Origin of the sequence: Mesorhizobium sp. Mes31 (genome assembly GCF_024519675.1) — a bacterium.
Lineage (GTDB): Bacteria > Pseudomonadota > Alphaproteobacteria > Rhizobiales > Rhizobiaceae > Mesorhizobium.
Window position 1 is genome coordinate 118,386 of sequence record NZ_JALJRL010000015.1, and the last position, 12,751, is coordinate 131,136.

14 protein-coding genes and 1 tRNA gene are annotated in these 12,751 nt (G+C 60.0%); 9 read left to right on the forward strand and 6 right to left on the reverse strand.

From position 1 onward, the window contains the following. Positions 1–2: 2 nt before the first annotated feature. Positions 3–539, reverse strand: a complete 537-nt coding sequence (locus tag NR193_RS23745) for a DUF1134 domain-containing protein (protein ID WP_256753214.1) — start codon at positions 537–539, stop codon at positions 3–5. A gap of 438 nt (positions 540–977) precedes the next feature. On the opposite strand from NR193_RS23745, the gene chpT reads away from it, so the two are divergent. Both chpT and NR193_RS23755 read left to right on the forward strand, forming a co-directional pair. Then, on the forward strand, positions 978–1,607 hold the full coding sequence (gene chpT, locus NR193_RS23750) for a histidine phosphotransferase ChpT (RefSeq protein ID WP_256753183.1): 630 nt from the start codon (positions 978–980) through the stop codon (positions 1,605–1,607). 244 nt (positions 1,608–1,851) lie between these two features. Beyond that, a complete protein-coding gene (locus NR193_RS23755) occupies positions 1,852–2,220 on the forward strand; it encodes a PleD family two-component system response regulator (RefSeq protein ID WP_256753184.1) in 369 nt (122 codons plus the stop codon). Between the two features lie 189 nt (positions 2,221–2,409). Here NR193_RS23755 and ctrA read toward each other — a convergent pair whose 3' ends face one another. After that, positions 2,410–3,105 (reverse strand): response regulator transcription factor CtrA, encoded by a 696-nt coding sequence (gene ctrA / locus NR193_RS23760; protein WP_006203583.1) that lies wholly within the window; start codon positions 3,103–3,105, stop codon positions 2,410–2,412. Positions 3,106–3,555: 450 nt separating this feature from the next. Here ctrA and NR193_RS23765 point away from each other — a divergent pair, with 450 nt between their 5' ends. Further along, positions 3,556–3,933 carry a flagellar export protein FliJ gene (locus NR193_RS23765; protein WP_091578987.1) on the forward strand — a complete coding sequence of 126 codons (378 nt, stop codon included), beginning with the start codon at positions 3,556–3,558 and terminating at the stop codon, positions 3,931–3,933. A gap of 113 nt (positions 3,934–4,046) precedes the next feature. On the opposite strand, the gene NR193_RS23770 is transcribed toward NR193_RS23765, so the two are convergent. Then, positions 4,047–4,445, reverse strand: coding sequence for a helix-turn-helix domain-containing protein (locus NR193_RS23770; protein ID WP_256753185.1), 399 nt, complete (start codon positions 4,443–4,445; stop codon positions 4,047–4,049). Between the two features lie 90 nt (positions 4,446–4,535). Between NR193_RS23770 and NR193_RS23775 the strand changes: the two genes are divergently transcribed. Together NR193_RS23775 and NR193_RS23780 are read left to right on the forward strand one after the other, a co-directional pair. Further along, positions 4,536–5,462, forward strand: coding sequence for an NADP-dependent oxidoreductase (locus tag NR193_RS23775; RefSeq protein ID WP_256753186.1), 927 nt, complete (start codon positions 4,536–4,538; stop codon positions 5,460–5,462). 291 nt (positions 5,463–5,753) lie between these two features. Further along, positions 5,754–6,158 (forward strand): hypothetical protein, encoded by a 405-nt coding sequence (locus NR193_RS23780; RefSeq protein WP_256753187.1) that lies wholly within the window; start codon positions 5,754–5,756, stop codon positions 6,156–6,158. Between the two features lie 205 nt (positions 6,159–6,363). Here the strand turns inward: NR193_RS23780 and NR193_RS23785 are convergent, their stop codons facing one another. Further along, complete coding sequence (locus NR193_RS23785) at positions 6,364–6,639, reverse strand: DUF1153 domain-containing protein (protein ID WP_013529904.1); 276 nt, start codon at positions 6,637–6,639, stop codon at positions 6,364–6,366. 255 nt (positions 6,640–6,894) lie between these two features. Here NR193_RS23785 and mnmA point away from each other — a divergent pair, with 255 nt between their 5' ends. Then, positions 6,895–8,085 (forward strand): tRNA 2-thiouridine(34) synthase MnmA, encoded by a 1,191-nt coding sequence (gene mnmA / locus NR193_RS23790; protein ID WP_256753188.1) that lies wholly within the window; start codon positions 6,895–6,897, stop codon positions 8,083–8,085. Between the two features lie 69 nt (positions 8,086–8,154). On the opposite strand, the gene NR193_RS23795 is transcribed toward mnmA, so the two are convergent. Further along, positions 8,155–9,114, reverse strand: coding sequence for a Gfo/Idh/MocA family protein (locus NR193_RS23795; RefSeq protein ID WP_256753189.1), 960 nt, complete (start codon positions 9,112–9,114; stop codon positions 8,155–8,157). A gap of 241 nt (positions 9,115–9,355) precedes the next feature. Between NR193_RS23795 and NR193_RS23800 the strand changes: the two genes are divergently transcribed. Beyond that, positions 9,356–9,432 (forward strand) — tRNA-Met (locus NR193_RS23800). A 131-nt stretch (positions 9,433–9,563) separates the two neighbouring features. On the opposite strand, the gene NR193_RS23805 is transcribed toward NR193_RS23800, so the two are convergent. Next, the gene (locus tag NR193_RS23805) at positions 9,564–11,018 is read right to left on the reverse strand and encodes a phospholipase D family protein (protein ID WP_256753190.1); all 1,455 of its coding nucleotides are present in this window, start codon (positions 11,016–11,018) and stop codon (positions 9,564–9,566) included. A 292-nt stretch (positions 11,019–11,310) separates the two neighbouring features. On the opposite strand from NR193_RS23805, the gene NR193_RS23810 reads away from it, so the two are divergent. Further along, positions 11,311–11,514, forward strand: coding sequence for a CsbD family protein (locus NR193_RS23810; protein WP_256753191.1), 204 nt, complete (start codon positions 11,311–11,313; stop codon positions 11,512–11,514). A gap of 844 nt (positions 11,515–12,358) precedes the next feature. Then, positions 12,359–12,532, forward strand: coding sequence for a hypothetical protein (locus NR193_RS23815; RefSeq protein ID WP_256753192.1), 174 nt, complete (start codon positions 12,359–12,361; stop codon positions 12,530–12,532). Positions 12,533–12,751: the final 219 nt, after the last annotated feature.

Here is a 12,751-nt window from a genome sequence, read left to right on the forward strand (position 1 = left end):
CGTCAGAACGGATTCCACGTGGCACGCTCGGTAAGCTTCAAATAGCCGAGATTGACACCGAGTCGGGCGCCGACGCCGGTGCGGATCGGCACCAGCAGCACATTGTTGTTCTTCAGCACGTTGAAGCCGACGCCCGCCACCACATAGGCCGAACCGGCAACGCCGCCATAGCGGTTGTAAAGGCTGCTCACATCGTCGAGATTGTAGACCAGCATCATCACCCGCGACCCCTCGCCGCCGAAATCCCAGCCGAGCGATGGGCCTTGCCAGAACACTTTGTGATCACCGGCGTTCTTGGTGTAGAGCGTGCCTTCGCCATAGGTGAGGCCGCCGATCAGCGCGCCCGAGCCCTCTTCGCCCAGCAGATAACCGTTGGGCAGGCCGTAGGAAGCAAAGATCTTCTCGACGACCGTGGCGAGCCCGCCCGATGTCGCGCCGAAGAACTTGTGACCGGAATCGATAATCTCCTGAGCGGTATATTCCTGGGCCCGCAGGGCTGAAGTCGAGAAGACGAGAACGCCCATGAGCGCGATCGCCATTGATACGACACGGACAAATGCCCGGTCTGGGATGACACGGAACAAGGTCCGGTCAGAGATGACACGGAACGAGATCCGGTCGTAGAATCGGGAAAACATGCTTCCAATCTCCGTCAGGGAGCACCTTCGCCGACGCCTCGCACCCCGTACGGCTCTTTTAGCCGGCCGTTAAGGGTAACTGTTACGGGCAAACTATGCCGTAATCCTTTTTCAACCATTAAGCTCCCACATGAACGTGGCGGTTCAAAGGCTGTTTCGGATCGCTCATGGGCAGCCTGCGTGAACACGCCATTTGCCATGACCACAATTTTGGATTTGTTGCCGCACGCACGGGCGCTGTGTATTCAGGAGCCCGGGGAGAGAGCGCGTGATTCGTGTGGGCAGGCGACGATCGATCGCTCGGCCGTACTTTGTGAAATTTTGCAGGGATTTTCGCCGATGGCCGATCTGTTTACCCTTTCCGCACCCGATCTGGCAGCGCTTCTTTGCAGCCGGGTCTGCCACGACATCATCTCGCCGGTCGGCGCGATCAACAACGGACTCGAACTGCTCGACGAAGGCGGCGCCCACGAAGACGCCATGAAGCTGATCCGCCAGAGCGCCCGCAACGCTTCGGCCCGCCTGCAATTCGCTCGCATCGCTTTCGGCGCCGCCGGCTCGGCCGGCATGCTGATCGACACCGGCGACGCCGAAGCCGTCGCCATCGCTTTCCTCAAGAACGAGAAGCCGGAACTGAGCTGGAACGGAACCCGCGCGCTGCTGCCCAAGAACAAGGTCAAGCTGCTGCTCAACCTGCTCCTCGTCGCCAACGCCGCCATTCCGCGCGGCGGCAAGCTTTCCGTGACGCTTGAAAACCTTGAAACCGAGCCACGCTTTGCGCTCGCGGCGAGCGGCCCGATGCTGCGCGTGCCGCCAAAATTCCTCGAACTGCATTCCGGCCACAAGCCGGAGGAACCGATCGACGCGCATTCGGTACAGCCTTATTACACGCTGCTTCTGGCGCGTGAGGCCAACATGACGATTTCGATCCACGCGACGCCGGAAGAAATCGTCCTTTCGGCTGCCTGAAATTCGCGCCTGACCTCAGAGAAACCGAAGTATTTCAAGCCGCGATATCAGCGGCGGCTTTCAATTGAAGCGAGACGAGCTTCGCCAAGCGGCCGTTGCGAAGCATCGCGAAGAACAGCCTGCGAATGGCATCTTTTCAAAAATTTTACCTAATGGCTTTTCGGCTTCTTTACCAGATCGGCCTATGGTGCAGTCCGGATGCCCCGACGCTACCGGATTGCCAGACGGCAAAGAGGACCCGGAAATGAAACGCTGCATGTTCGTCGACGATTCAAGCGTCATCAGGAAGGTTGCAAAACGCATCCTGGGCGGCTCCGACATGGTGGTCATAGAAGCCGCCAGCGGAATTGACGCGCTGGAGATGTGCGCTGCCGACATGCCCGACATCATCATCGTCGACGGCGCCTTGCCGGATGTACCCGCTGTCGATCTCATTCGTCGCGTGCGCGCCATGGACAGCCTGATCAGGCCGCAGATCCTGATTTCGCTGGTCGAACTCGATATCGCTTCGATCATGCGGGCCAAGCGCGCCGGCGCCCAGGGCTATCTGCTGAAGCCGTTCAACCGGCCACAACTGCTCGAGCGTTTTCGCACCTTGAAGATCGCCGCCTGATTCGGCTGGCACCTGGAGCAGTTCCAGGAAGTGCGTGACGTCTCCCGTCCGGAATTGCGTGAAGACGGAACGTTAGAGCGGCAGAGCGTCTTGCCGAACCGCTCTTGCCGATCGTCGGCCCGTCAAGCAAAAACCCGGCCTGAGCCGGGTTTTTTGTCGAGAAAGACAGGTTCGGACGGTGCTCTTCGCTCAGGCGCTGACGCGGATGTCTTCCGGTTCGCGCAACACGTAACCGCGGCCCCAGACTGTTTCGATATAGTTCTGGCCGCCGGATGCCGCGTCGAGCTTCTTGCGCAACTTGCAGATGAAGACGTCGATGATCTTCAGCTCAGGCTCATCCATGCCACCATAGAGGTGGTTGAGGAACATTTCCTTGGTCAGCGTGGTGCCCTTGCGCAGCGAGAGCAGCTCCAGCATCTGATATTCCTTGCCGGTGAGATGCACGCGCTGGCCGCCGACTTCAACAGTCTTGGCATCGAGATTGACCACCAGGTCGCCAGTGGTGATGACCGACTGGGCATGCCCCTTGGAGCGCCGCACGATGGCGTGAATACGGGCAACCAGTTCGTCCTTGTGGAACGGCTTGGTCATGTAGTCGTCGGCGCCGAAGCCGAGGCCGCGTACCTTATCCTCGATACCGGCCATGCCGGACAGGATAAGGATCGGCGTCTTTACCTTGGAAAGGCGAAGCGTTCTCAAGACCTCATAACCCGACATGTCAGGCAGGTTCAGGTCGAGAAGGATGATGTCGTAGTCGTAGAGCTTGCCCAGATCGACCCCCTCTTCACCGAGGTCCGTCGTATAGACATTGAAACTTTCCGATTTCAGCATCAACTCGATGCTTTGTGCGGTTGCACTGTCATCTTCTATCAGCAGAACACGCATTTCATTCCCCTTTTCTGCTGCCGGACCATTTCACGACCCGTCGTGGACCGGAGCAGTGGTTGCCTTGTGCAGAGGCTGCCATCGAATGGTTAACAAAACCTAATTTCCCGTCCATGACGGTACCAGATTTTTTAACCCCTTTCTACACCCTCTTGAATCTAATAACGAATCAGGGACCAAAATTCCTAATGCGACACATTAATAACCTGGACTAAGTGACTCCAGGGACTCATCGACGCGCTTCCGTATCGGCGACCGGAATTTTTACCCGGCCTTAAGCCCTGACCCGTATGATTAACAATGCCCGTAAACGAATGGTTACCGCCGGCAAAAAACTTTAGGGTTTTGTTTCCCATAGTTCCGGGAAACCCGGTGGAAACGGGTGACGCCTGAGCCTTTCCAGGCGGATCGACGATATGTGCGGGTGTGCGTTTCCGGGAGTACCGAATCATGAAGTCACGTGAAAACCTCGTTCGGCTGAAGCAGTTTCGGGTGAATGAGAAGCGGCGGCAGCTGCTGCAGCTCGACATGATGATCGCCGAGTTCGAACGCATGGCCGTCGAGCTTGAGCTTCAGATCACCGCCGAAGAAAAGAAGGCCGGCATCACCGACATCAACCATTTCGCCTATCCGACCTTTGCCAAGGCGGCGCGTTTGCGCCGCGACAATCTCAGAAATTCGCAAAGCGACCTCGCCCAGCAGCGAAGCGCTGCCGAATCACTACTCGGCGAAGCTGAAGCGGAGCTTTCCAAGGCGGAAATGCTCGAATCACGCGACACCAAGATTCGCGAAGCCGAAATCGGCGGCCGCAGTGCTATGATCGGCTGAAGCCCGGCCTATCCGTGGCGTCGGCGCCTGCCACTCAGGCGGGACCGGTATCCCGGCGCCAGTCTTGGCCTAAGGTCACGAAAAGCTCGATCGAGCAGACCTGAAGGCTGCCCTCAAGCGGCCCAATTCCCCTCATTTTCGGCGGTTGCCCGTGCCCGTGCATCCTTGATGTCGGGTGCATGTTGCTCTGCCCAAGACCTGATCTGGGTGAGCAGCCCCGCCAGATTCTGGCCGAGCTCGGTCAGTTCATATTCGACGCGCGGCGGGATGACCGGGAAGATCTCACGCCGCACCAGGCCGTCGCGCTCGAGCACGCGCAACGTCTGCGTCAGCATCTTCGGCGTGATGCCTTCGAGCTTGCGGGCAAGCTCTCCATTGCGCAGCCGGCCTTTGCGCAGCGCGCAAACCACCAGATAGACCCATTTGCTGGCCAGCATCTCCAGCACGGTGTGCGAAGGACACGTTCGCCGGAACGCATCATAGCCGAAGGGGGGGTCGTTATCACTATCCATGAGGTGCCTATATATAGAAAAGGTACATACTGGACAATAGATCATTACTATCCAAATGATAGTGGCACCAACCAAGCAGGAGACATCCCCATGCGTGCCGTTATCCAGAATTCCGTCGGCGGACCCGACGTCCTTGCCATCTCCGATCTGCCCGACCCCGCGCCGAAGGCCGGCGAAGTGCTGGTCCGGGTCAAGGCCGCTGGTGTCAATCCAGTCGATGGCGCCGTCCGTGCCGGCCACTATAAGCTTCTGGGCGAGCCACCCTTCATTCTCGGCTGGGATATCTCGGGAACGGTCGAGGCGCTGGGCGCCGGGGTCTCCGGCTTCCGGATCGGCGACGAGGTGTTCGGCATGCCGCGCTTTCCCAAGCAGGCGGCGGCCTACGCCGAGCTGGCCGCGGTGCCCGCTGACGAAATCGCGCCAAAGCCCAGCGGCGCCGACCACATCCAGGCCGGCGCATTGCCGCTGGCCGGCCTGACCGCCTGGCAGGGCCTGGTTCGCCACGGCGGATTGAAATCGGGCCAGCGCGTGCTGATCCACGCGGCGGCCGGCGGCGTCGGCCATCTGGCGGTGCAGATCTCCAAGGCGCATGGCGCCTACGTCATCGCCACCATCAGCCCGCAGAAGGTTGACTTCGTCCGCTCGCTCGGCGCCGATGAGGTTCTCGACTACACCAAGGGGGATTTCGCGGACAAGCTTCGCGACATCGATCTCGTGCTGGAGACTGTTGGCGGCGACCATGCTGTACACTCGCTGAAGGTGCTCAAGCGTGGCGGCGTGCTGGTGTCATTGCTCAATGTCAGCGACGCGACGAAGACGCAGGCCAGCGCGCAGGGCATCCGGGTCGAGCGCATGTCCGTCGTGCCGGACCGTGAGGGCTTGCTGAAACTCGCCCATTTGATCGATGCCAAAAAGCTCGCCGTCCATGTGGCGAAAAGCTTCCCGCTCGAGCAGGCAGGCGCCGCCCACGCCTTTCTCGCCACCAAGCCGATCGGCAAAGTGGTGCTGACAGCCTGAGCGTCAAAAAGACTCGCTTCGAACAACACAGAGGGCGCGGATCGCCGCGCCCTCGCCGCCCCTGTTTCAGGCGCGCGGGCGGACGAAGCCTCCTGCGGCGCGATCGTCTCGCCTCGGCCCGGCCACAAGGCGCCATCAACGATGTTGAAGAAGCGGACGGGCACTCCCCACGTCATATGGGAAGAACCAATTCGAACGGAACCTCTTATCGATCTTTAAGCCTTTTCATTCCATGCTCCCAAAGTGGGTGCTGAGGAATACTTGGACCTCTAAGTCTTTTGGGGAAATCCCGTGAAGTATTCCGAGAATACGAAGGAAAAACGCAGATGGGTTCGAAGAGACGTCAATTTTCTTGTTCGCCTCATCTTCCCGTCACACGGCCTGCGGGAGGTACAGAGTGCCAATTTCCGCATGCTGGACCTGTCCGAAGGCGGAGCGGCGCTGTATGTCGGCGGCTTTTCAGGCGGTCCGGATTACTTTTACCTGCAATCTGGTGACGAAAAATCCGAACTCGTGAGCTGCTATCTGGTTCGAAGAACACAGCACACGCTAAGTTGCCGATTCAGCAATCCCCTCCCAACCGTACAGATCGACGCGATCATCGCCCAGAAAGAGATGGACCTGACCATCGAAAGTCTGTTTTCGGAGACGAGGGAGGATTTGGTCAACGACTTTCTTGGCTCGTTTGTGAGCTAGAGTCCGGTCATGCCGGACCGGGAAGCGGCCTTCACCTCGCCCTGTAGGACTCCGAAGACTAGCGCGCCGCCCCATGGCTCGCACCCGCGGGTCGGTGCGCGACTTTGCGTAGTAGAGGGCGATCAAGAAGGGTACCCGCGCGCGAAAAAAAGGACGGCTTGCGCCGCCCCTTGACTCACGACCGCCTTCCCGGAAGCAAACTTCGCTAATGCCGGTATTGCTGGATGCGCGTGGTGCGCAGCCCGGCAAGGCCATATTCGTCGATCGACGCCTGCCAGGACAGGAATTCCTCGGTGGTCAGCTTGTAGCGCTGGCATGCCTCGTCGAGGCTCAAAAGCCCGCCGCGCACCGCCGCAACCACTTCCGCCTTGCGCCGGATAACCCAGCGACGAGTGTTCGTCGGCGGCAGATCGGCAATCGTAAGAGGGCTGCCGTCAGGCCCGATAACATATTTGACTCTCGGTCTAACCAGATCGGTCATCGTACTCTCTACAAAAAACTCAAAGACCCAATCCCCGCCACGTTACCGCCACAGCTTTAAAATTTGCCTAAGCAGACCCTAATGACTAGGTAAGGATCATGAACGCCGCGTTAGTCTTTTGGTCAGCATTTTAAACACCTCGCGGCTGGTTCGGATTCGGACGCAAAATCGGCTGCCCCTCAAAGCTGGCGCAGCCGGAGTGCTTGACCTATATTCCAGCCACTGGCATTCAGCGCCGGGCAGAATGAAAGAACCATGAACAGTCTCGATCTTCCCGGACGTCCCGAAAATACCCGTATCGTCGTCGCCATGTCGGGCGGCGTGGATTCGTCGGTCGTCGCCGGCCTGCTGAAGCGCGAGGGCTATGATGTCGTCGGCGTCACCTTGCAGCTCTACGACCATGGCGCGGCGACACACCGGGCCGGCTCATGCTGCGCCGGGCAGGACATCGACGATGCCCGCCGCGTCTCCGAGACGCTCGGCATTCCCCACTATGTGCTCGACTATGAGGAACGCTTCCGCAAGGCGGTCATCGATCCCTTCGCCGAGAGCTACGTCGCCGGCGAGACGCCGATCCCTTGCGTTTCCTGCAACCAGACGGTGAAGTTCGCCGATCTTCTGGCCACCGCCAAGGAGCTTGGCGCCGAAGCGCTGGCCACCGGCCACTATATCCGCTCCGGCGCCAATGGCGCCCACCGAGCGCTCTACCGGCCGGTCGACGCCGACCGCGACCAGAGCTATTTCCTGTTCGCCACCACGCAGGCGCAGATCGACTATCTGCGCTTTCCGCTCGGCGGCCTGTCGAAGCCGCAGGTTCGCGCCATCGCCGAGGAAATGGGACTGACGGTCGCCGCCAAGCAGGACAGCCAGGACATCTGTTTCGTGCCGCAAGGTAAATATTCCGACATCATCGCCAAGCTGAAGCCGACGGCGGCCAATCCTGGCGACATCGTCCATATCGACGGCCGCGTGCTTGGCCGCCACGAGGGCATCCTGCGCTACACGATCGGCCAGCGTCGCGGCATCGGCATCGCGTCCGGCGAGCCGCTCTATGTCGTCCATCTCGACGCTGACCGCGCCCGCGTGGTGGTCGGCCCGCGCGAGGCGCTGGAGACGCACAAGATCTATCTGCGCAACATGAACTGGCTGGGCGACGGACCGCTGGCCGATATTCCCGCCGCCGGCCTGGAGCTGTTCGCCAAGGTCCGCTCGACGCGCCCGCCGCGCCCGGCCGTGTTGCATCAAGGCAAGGGCGTGACATGGGTGGAACTGGTCGATGGCGAGTCCGGCATCGCGCCGGGACAGGCCTGCGTGCTCTATTCGGATGATGGCAACGAGGCCCGCGTGTTCGGCGGCGGCTTCATCGAGCGTTCGGAGCGTGGCGCCGAGGCCGAGGCCATGCTGACCCGGCTTGCGGCCCGGCCGGCGCAGATTCCCGCCGAATAAACCGCTATCCTCTCAGAGAACGTTTCGAAATTCGCCCTGGCCGCCAGAGTGGAATTTCCGGGGGCTCGCTCAGGACTTGGTGTGCGTGACGGTACCCGCGGTCAGGATGCGCAGCACCCTGATGGCTTCCTCGCCGCTGGTGCGCGGCTCGGCCCGCGTCTCGATGCATTGGATGAAATGCTCCAGCTCGCGCGTCAGCGGCATGCCCTGCGCAACCGCGACATAGGACGGCTCATTGGTGGTGAAGGCCCACTGGCCGCTGTCCTGCCACACCGCGTGGCGGTAGACGGCAAGCTTGCGTTCCCATGGCTCGACATCGTCGAACACCGCCATCGCCTTGGTGCCGACAACGGTCAGCCGCCGCTCGCGATAGGGATTGAGCCGCGAGGCGAACAGATGGCTGCGCAGGCCGTTGGGAAAGCGCATGTGCAGATGCGCGAAGTCGCTGAGATTGTCGAGCAGGGCGGCGCCCTCGCCGCGCACCTCGATCGGCTCCGTGCCGGTGATGGCCAGGATCATCGACAGATCGTGCGGCGCCAGGTCCCACAATGCATCATTCTCGGTGTGGAACTTGCCGAGGCCGAGCCGGTGCGAGTGGATATAGCGGACTTCGCCGAGTTCGCCATTGTCGATCAACCCTTTGAGGGTCTCGAAGGCAGGATGGAAACGCAAGACATGGCCGACCATGAAGACGCGGCCGTTGTCCTTGGCGGCTTGCACCGCGCGCTCGGCGTCCGCCACCGTCAGCGCGATCGGCTTTTCCACCAGCACGTCCTTGCCGCCCTCGACGGCGCGCACGGCAAGATCGGCATGGAACTGCGGCGGCAGCGCCATGACGATGGCGTCGATGTCGTCCCGGACAAACAGCTGGTCGGGCTCGATCGCCAGACAGTCCTGCTCGCTGGCGAAACCTTCGGCGCGGGCACGGTTGAGGTCGGAGACCGCGTGCAGCGCGCCAAGCGCCTTGAGGGTGCGGATGTGGTTGCTGCCCCAGTATCCGCAACCGAGGACTGCAATGCGCGGTTTCATCTGTTTTTCAAACTCTAAGAAGTCGTGGCCGAGACATAGCGACGTGTCCCCTCGAACTCAACCCCGGCAGCCACGCTCAAATGTCCGCGCGGCAAAGCTTTTCGGCGGCGACAATAAGCCGGCGCGGCGGTTGCTTCGAAGCTTGACAGGCTCACCCTCCCAACCTTATATCCGCGCGACCTTGGCGAACGCCCGGACATGCCTTTCGATTTGAGGCGGATTTCGGGCCTTTCGCCGCCCTGGCGGGGTAGCTCAGTTGGTTAGAGCACGGGAATCATAATCCTGGGGTCGGGGGTTCAAGTCCCTCTCCCGCTACCAGTTCCGCTTTATGGCGATGAAGCATAACAAAATCAACGAGCCAAGCAGCCCACTCATAGTCTTCCTCTTCATGGGCCAGTGCTCCGCCTGAATTGCGTATAAGCCCGCGCACCCGGCACTCGCGTTGCTGCCTAGAGTTGAGACTCGATCGGAAGGTGGCGGACCAATGCCGCCAGGATGCGGCGGAAAATCCCTGCTTCCGGTTCGTGCGTATAATTTTGCAGCCTGCCTTCATCGCATCCATGCCAGTGCAGGACGTTGTTCTTCAGTTCGAGCCGATAGCTCGCTTCAGGTGATATCTCTGATTTGAATTGCCGCCGGAGTTCAGCGACCAATGTCTCATCCTCAAAAAGCACGCCCATTTCCGCGTTCAAAGACACAGACCGTGGGTCAAAATTGAAGGAGCCGACGAAACCCGTCTTGCCATCGACACTGAAAGCTTTGGTGTGCAGGCTGGCGCCCTTGGACCCAAACACCGAGATCGCCGGCTGCCGGCTGAAGGGCTGAAGCTCGAAAAGTTTGACGCCCTTTCTGAGCAATCGCTTGCGATAATTCGCGTAGGCGCCATGGACCGCGGCAACATCCGTCGCAGCTAAGGAGTTGGTCAAGACCGCGACTTTCACCCCGTCGACAACGAGATCGGACAAAATCGCGCAGCCCCTCTTTCCAGGAATGAAATAGGGAGACACAATTTCCAGGCTATTGCGCGCTGACTGAAGAATGGGAAGCAACTCCCTCATCAGCCAACTGCGACGTCTCCAACCGCGGGCCTTCTCTGGAGGGTCGGAAATCACTCGAACGCGGTCCACCCAATGCAAATCGTTGCTCGCCGCGATAAACTCGGCGACCGACCCTCGATCACCGATCCCGTTCAAAAGCCTGGAATGGGTTTCCGCATCGCCTCCTTCGAATGAATGGACATGCGTGGCTTCCGCGACCGCACCGAGTTCAGCAATTGGCTTTGCTTCCCGGCAGGCCCAAAAAGTCTCGAATATTTTGGCGGTTTGCTGCACGGCGGGACCAAGGAGAAGCAAGTCGAGGTCGCGAAAATTGGTTTCTGCGGCATCAAAATAGGCATCGCCGATGTTGCGTCCGCCAACGATGGCGATGTTGTCGTCGGCAATCCACGCCTTGTTGTGCATCCTTCGTGTCAATGCAAAAAGACGCAAGAGAACTTCCACACCGCGCATGATGCCGCGTGCTCTGATGCCGCTCGGGTTGAACAACTTGAGCTCTATGTTTGGATGATTGCTCAAAGCCAGATACGCAGAATCGCTTTTGCGCGGGTTGACGTCATCGAGGAGCATCCGGACATGCACGCCCCGCTGGGCGGCTCGGAAAACCTCCTGGAGGAGCAAGCGCCCGGTATGGTCGTCGTGCCAAAGGTAATACATGAGGTCGAGAGAGCGAACTGCACTTCTTGCCGCCAAAACGCGCACCGCGAAGGCATCATTATTGTCCGAGATGAGCAGCAAGCCACTCTTGCCTGTCTGGCCACCCTTGACCGTCTTGCCACTCTTGACCGTCTTGCCACTGTTGACCGTCTCGATTGTCCCGGCCGTTGTTTGCGCGATGGATATGTCCATGAAGGGGCCACTTTCGGAGGGCGATCGAGGCGCCGCTTGCTTAAAATCATATCAAGAACCAACCAGCGCTAATCTGGTTGCATCGGGAGCTCTCCGGCCCTTGTCTGCGATCACGTCATGGTCGTCGGCTGGCCGCTGAGGGTTGTTGCAGTGCTTCCGCGCGGGCCTCTCCTGAACCACTGGCGCCAGCTTCCTCCGCGCTGGAGTGCGGTGCTCGGACAGAAACCCTCCCTGGAACCTCCATCGCCGGACGACGTTTCGCCTTGTGTGAAACCAAGGAGGCAAATACGCCATGGACTGGAACCGCGTCGAAGGAAACTGGAAGCAGGTCAAGGGCAAGGTCAAGGAACAGTGGGGCAAACTCACTGACGATGACCTCGACCGTATCGCCGGCAAACGCGAACAGCTCGAAGGCAAGATCCAGGAACGCTACGGCGTCGAAAAGGATCGAGCGCGTCGGGACATCGATGACTGGTATGGCCGCCAACGTTGGTAGGTTCCGCCCGCAACTCGGCAATGTGACGGCGCCATTCTGAGCCACGTCATTCTGAGCCAGACGTCAGACGAACTCGTGGCGGATCACGTTTTGTCTGACGTCCTTCCGGCCAAGACCGCTGCAAATGTCCAAGTGGGAAATTCGAAATGGCGTTGGTTGTCGGGCTCTTATTTGCAGTGGTCATTTTGTTTGTGGTGCTTCTCCTTGTTGGTGCGGCTCGCGACCTTCAAAGCTCGCCTTTGTTTCATCGATTGTGTCGCCGGCTGAATGGGGAGTATTGACGGCATTTCGGCGTACTCGACCACGCCATGCAGCGAGTGAAGAGACCGCTGTTCCACCAAATGGCACCGTGGGCGATGGGGAGTGTGGGACTGGCTTGACCAGCTGCACGCAAACCTGCTGTGCCAGCATGCTTAATCCCTGCGAGACGCAACGCCCTCTGCGAGGCTCATCGCTTGCTTTGCGACTCACCGGCAGCAGCGGTAGCCGCAAGCAAGGCAGTAACCCGCTGCGCATGCTCCGTTGCGATCTTCAGCAGAGTTGCGGCAGTCTCCTGGGACTTCCACCCCTGAGCTTCTGAAGCGGTCATCAATTCTGCGAATGCGAATGGTTACGCAGATATTGCTCGCCCTCGCGCGCAAGGCAGCAACTGATACGGGAAATCAAGATTGGTACGATCTAAGAGGCGATCGATTGTGCAACGACAAAAACCCGCCGCCCCATTCACGGCAGCGGCGGGTCGACCTGGGTTTTTGGACCCGATCTTCGGCAGGCGAAACGAGGGAGAATCGCCTGTCGTAAGCACCAACCTTTTCGGCTCACTAATGTTCCGATACGTGGTCGATTGAGCGACGAACCAAGTCGTCTTGCCGAAAGGATGACGGCCGCGCTGCGCGAGCGTGCGCGAACCGGCACGGCCAAGACGCTCGCCACGAAACATATCGGCGCTACCTCGACCGCGACGCGGACCTGCGCTTGGGGACCGTGGTTCGCCGTCAACGCTGTCGCCAGCCGCTAAGTGCCGGGCATGGAATGATCATGCATCAAACAACCCGGTGGGCAGGCGGCCTATTGTCGGATGTATTCTTGCGCGGGTTGCCAGCGGATGCTTCCGCCGAAAGCCGCTGCTCCCGCAGCCGCGCCGTCTTGGCGTTGCGAATTTCACGCTCCGCCTCGATCGCCAGTTTTGACTCGCGATCGGCTCGCTCCAACCGTTCTCTATCGACGCGTCGTTGGG

Bases quoted from the DNA above. Each gene is read 5' to 3' on its own strand.
- NR193_RS23805 (WP_256753190.1), bottom strand. From the start codon at position 11,018: ATGGACATATCCATCGCGCAAACAACGGCCGGGACAATCGAGACGGTC.
- NR193_RS23755 (WP_256753184.1), top strand. From the start codon at position 1,852: ATGAAACGCTGCATGTTCGTCGACGATTCAAGCGTCATCAGGAAGGTT.
- NR193_RS23810 (WP_256753191.1), top strand. From the start codon at position 11,311: ATGGACTGGAACCGCGTCGAAGGAAACTGGAAGCAGGTCAAGGGCAAG.
- ctrA (WP_006203583.1), bottom strand. From the start codon at position 3,105: ATGCGTGTTCTGCTGATAGAAGATGACAGTGCAACCGCACAAAGCATC.
- chpT (WP_256753183.1), top strand. From the start codon at position 978: ATGGCCGATCTGTTTACCCTTTCCGCACCCGATCTGGCAGCGCTTCTT.
- mnmA (WP_256753188.1), top strand. From the start codon at position 6,895: ATGAACAGTCTCGATCTTCCCGGACGTCCCGAAAATACCCGTATCGTC.
- NR193_RS23785 (WP_013529904.1), bottom strand. From the start codon at position 6,639: ATGACCGATCTGGTTAGACCGAGAGTCAAATATGTTATCGGGCCTGAC.
- NR193_RS23770 (WP_256753185.1), bottom strand. From the start codon at position 4,445: ATGGATAGTGATAACGACCCCCCCTTCGGCTATGATGCGTTCCGGCGA.
- NR193_RS23745 (WP_256753214.1), bottom strand. From the start codon at position 539: ATGGCGATCGCGCTCATGGGCGTTCTCGTCTTCTCGACTTCAGCCCTG.
- NR193_RS23775 (WP_256753186.1), top strand. From the start codon at position 4,536: ATGCGTGCCGTTATCCAGAATTCCGTCGGCGGACCCGACGTCCTTGCC.
- NR193_RS23795 (WP_256753189.1), bottom strand. From the start codon at position 9,114: ATGAAACCGCGCATTGCAGTCCTCGGTTGCGGATACTGGGGCAGCAAC.
- NR193_RS23765 (WP_091578987.1), top strand. From the start codon at position 3,556: ATGAAGTCACGTGAAAACCTCGTTCGGCTGAAGCAGTTTCGGGTGAAT.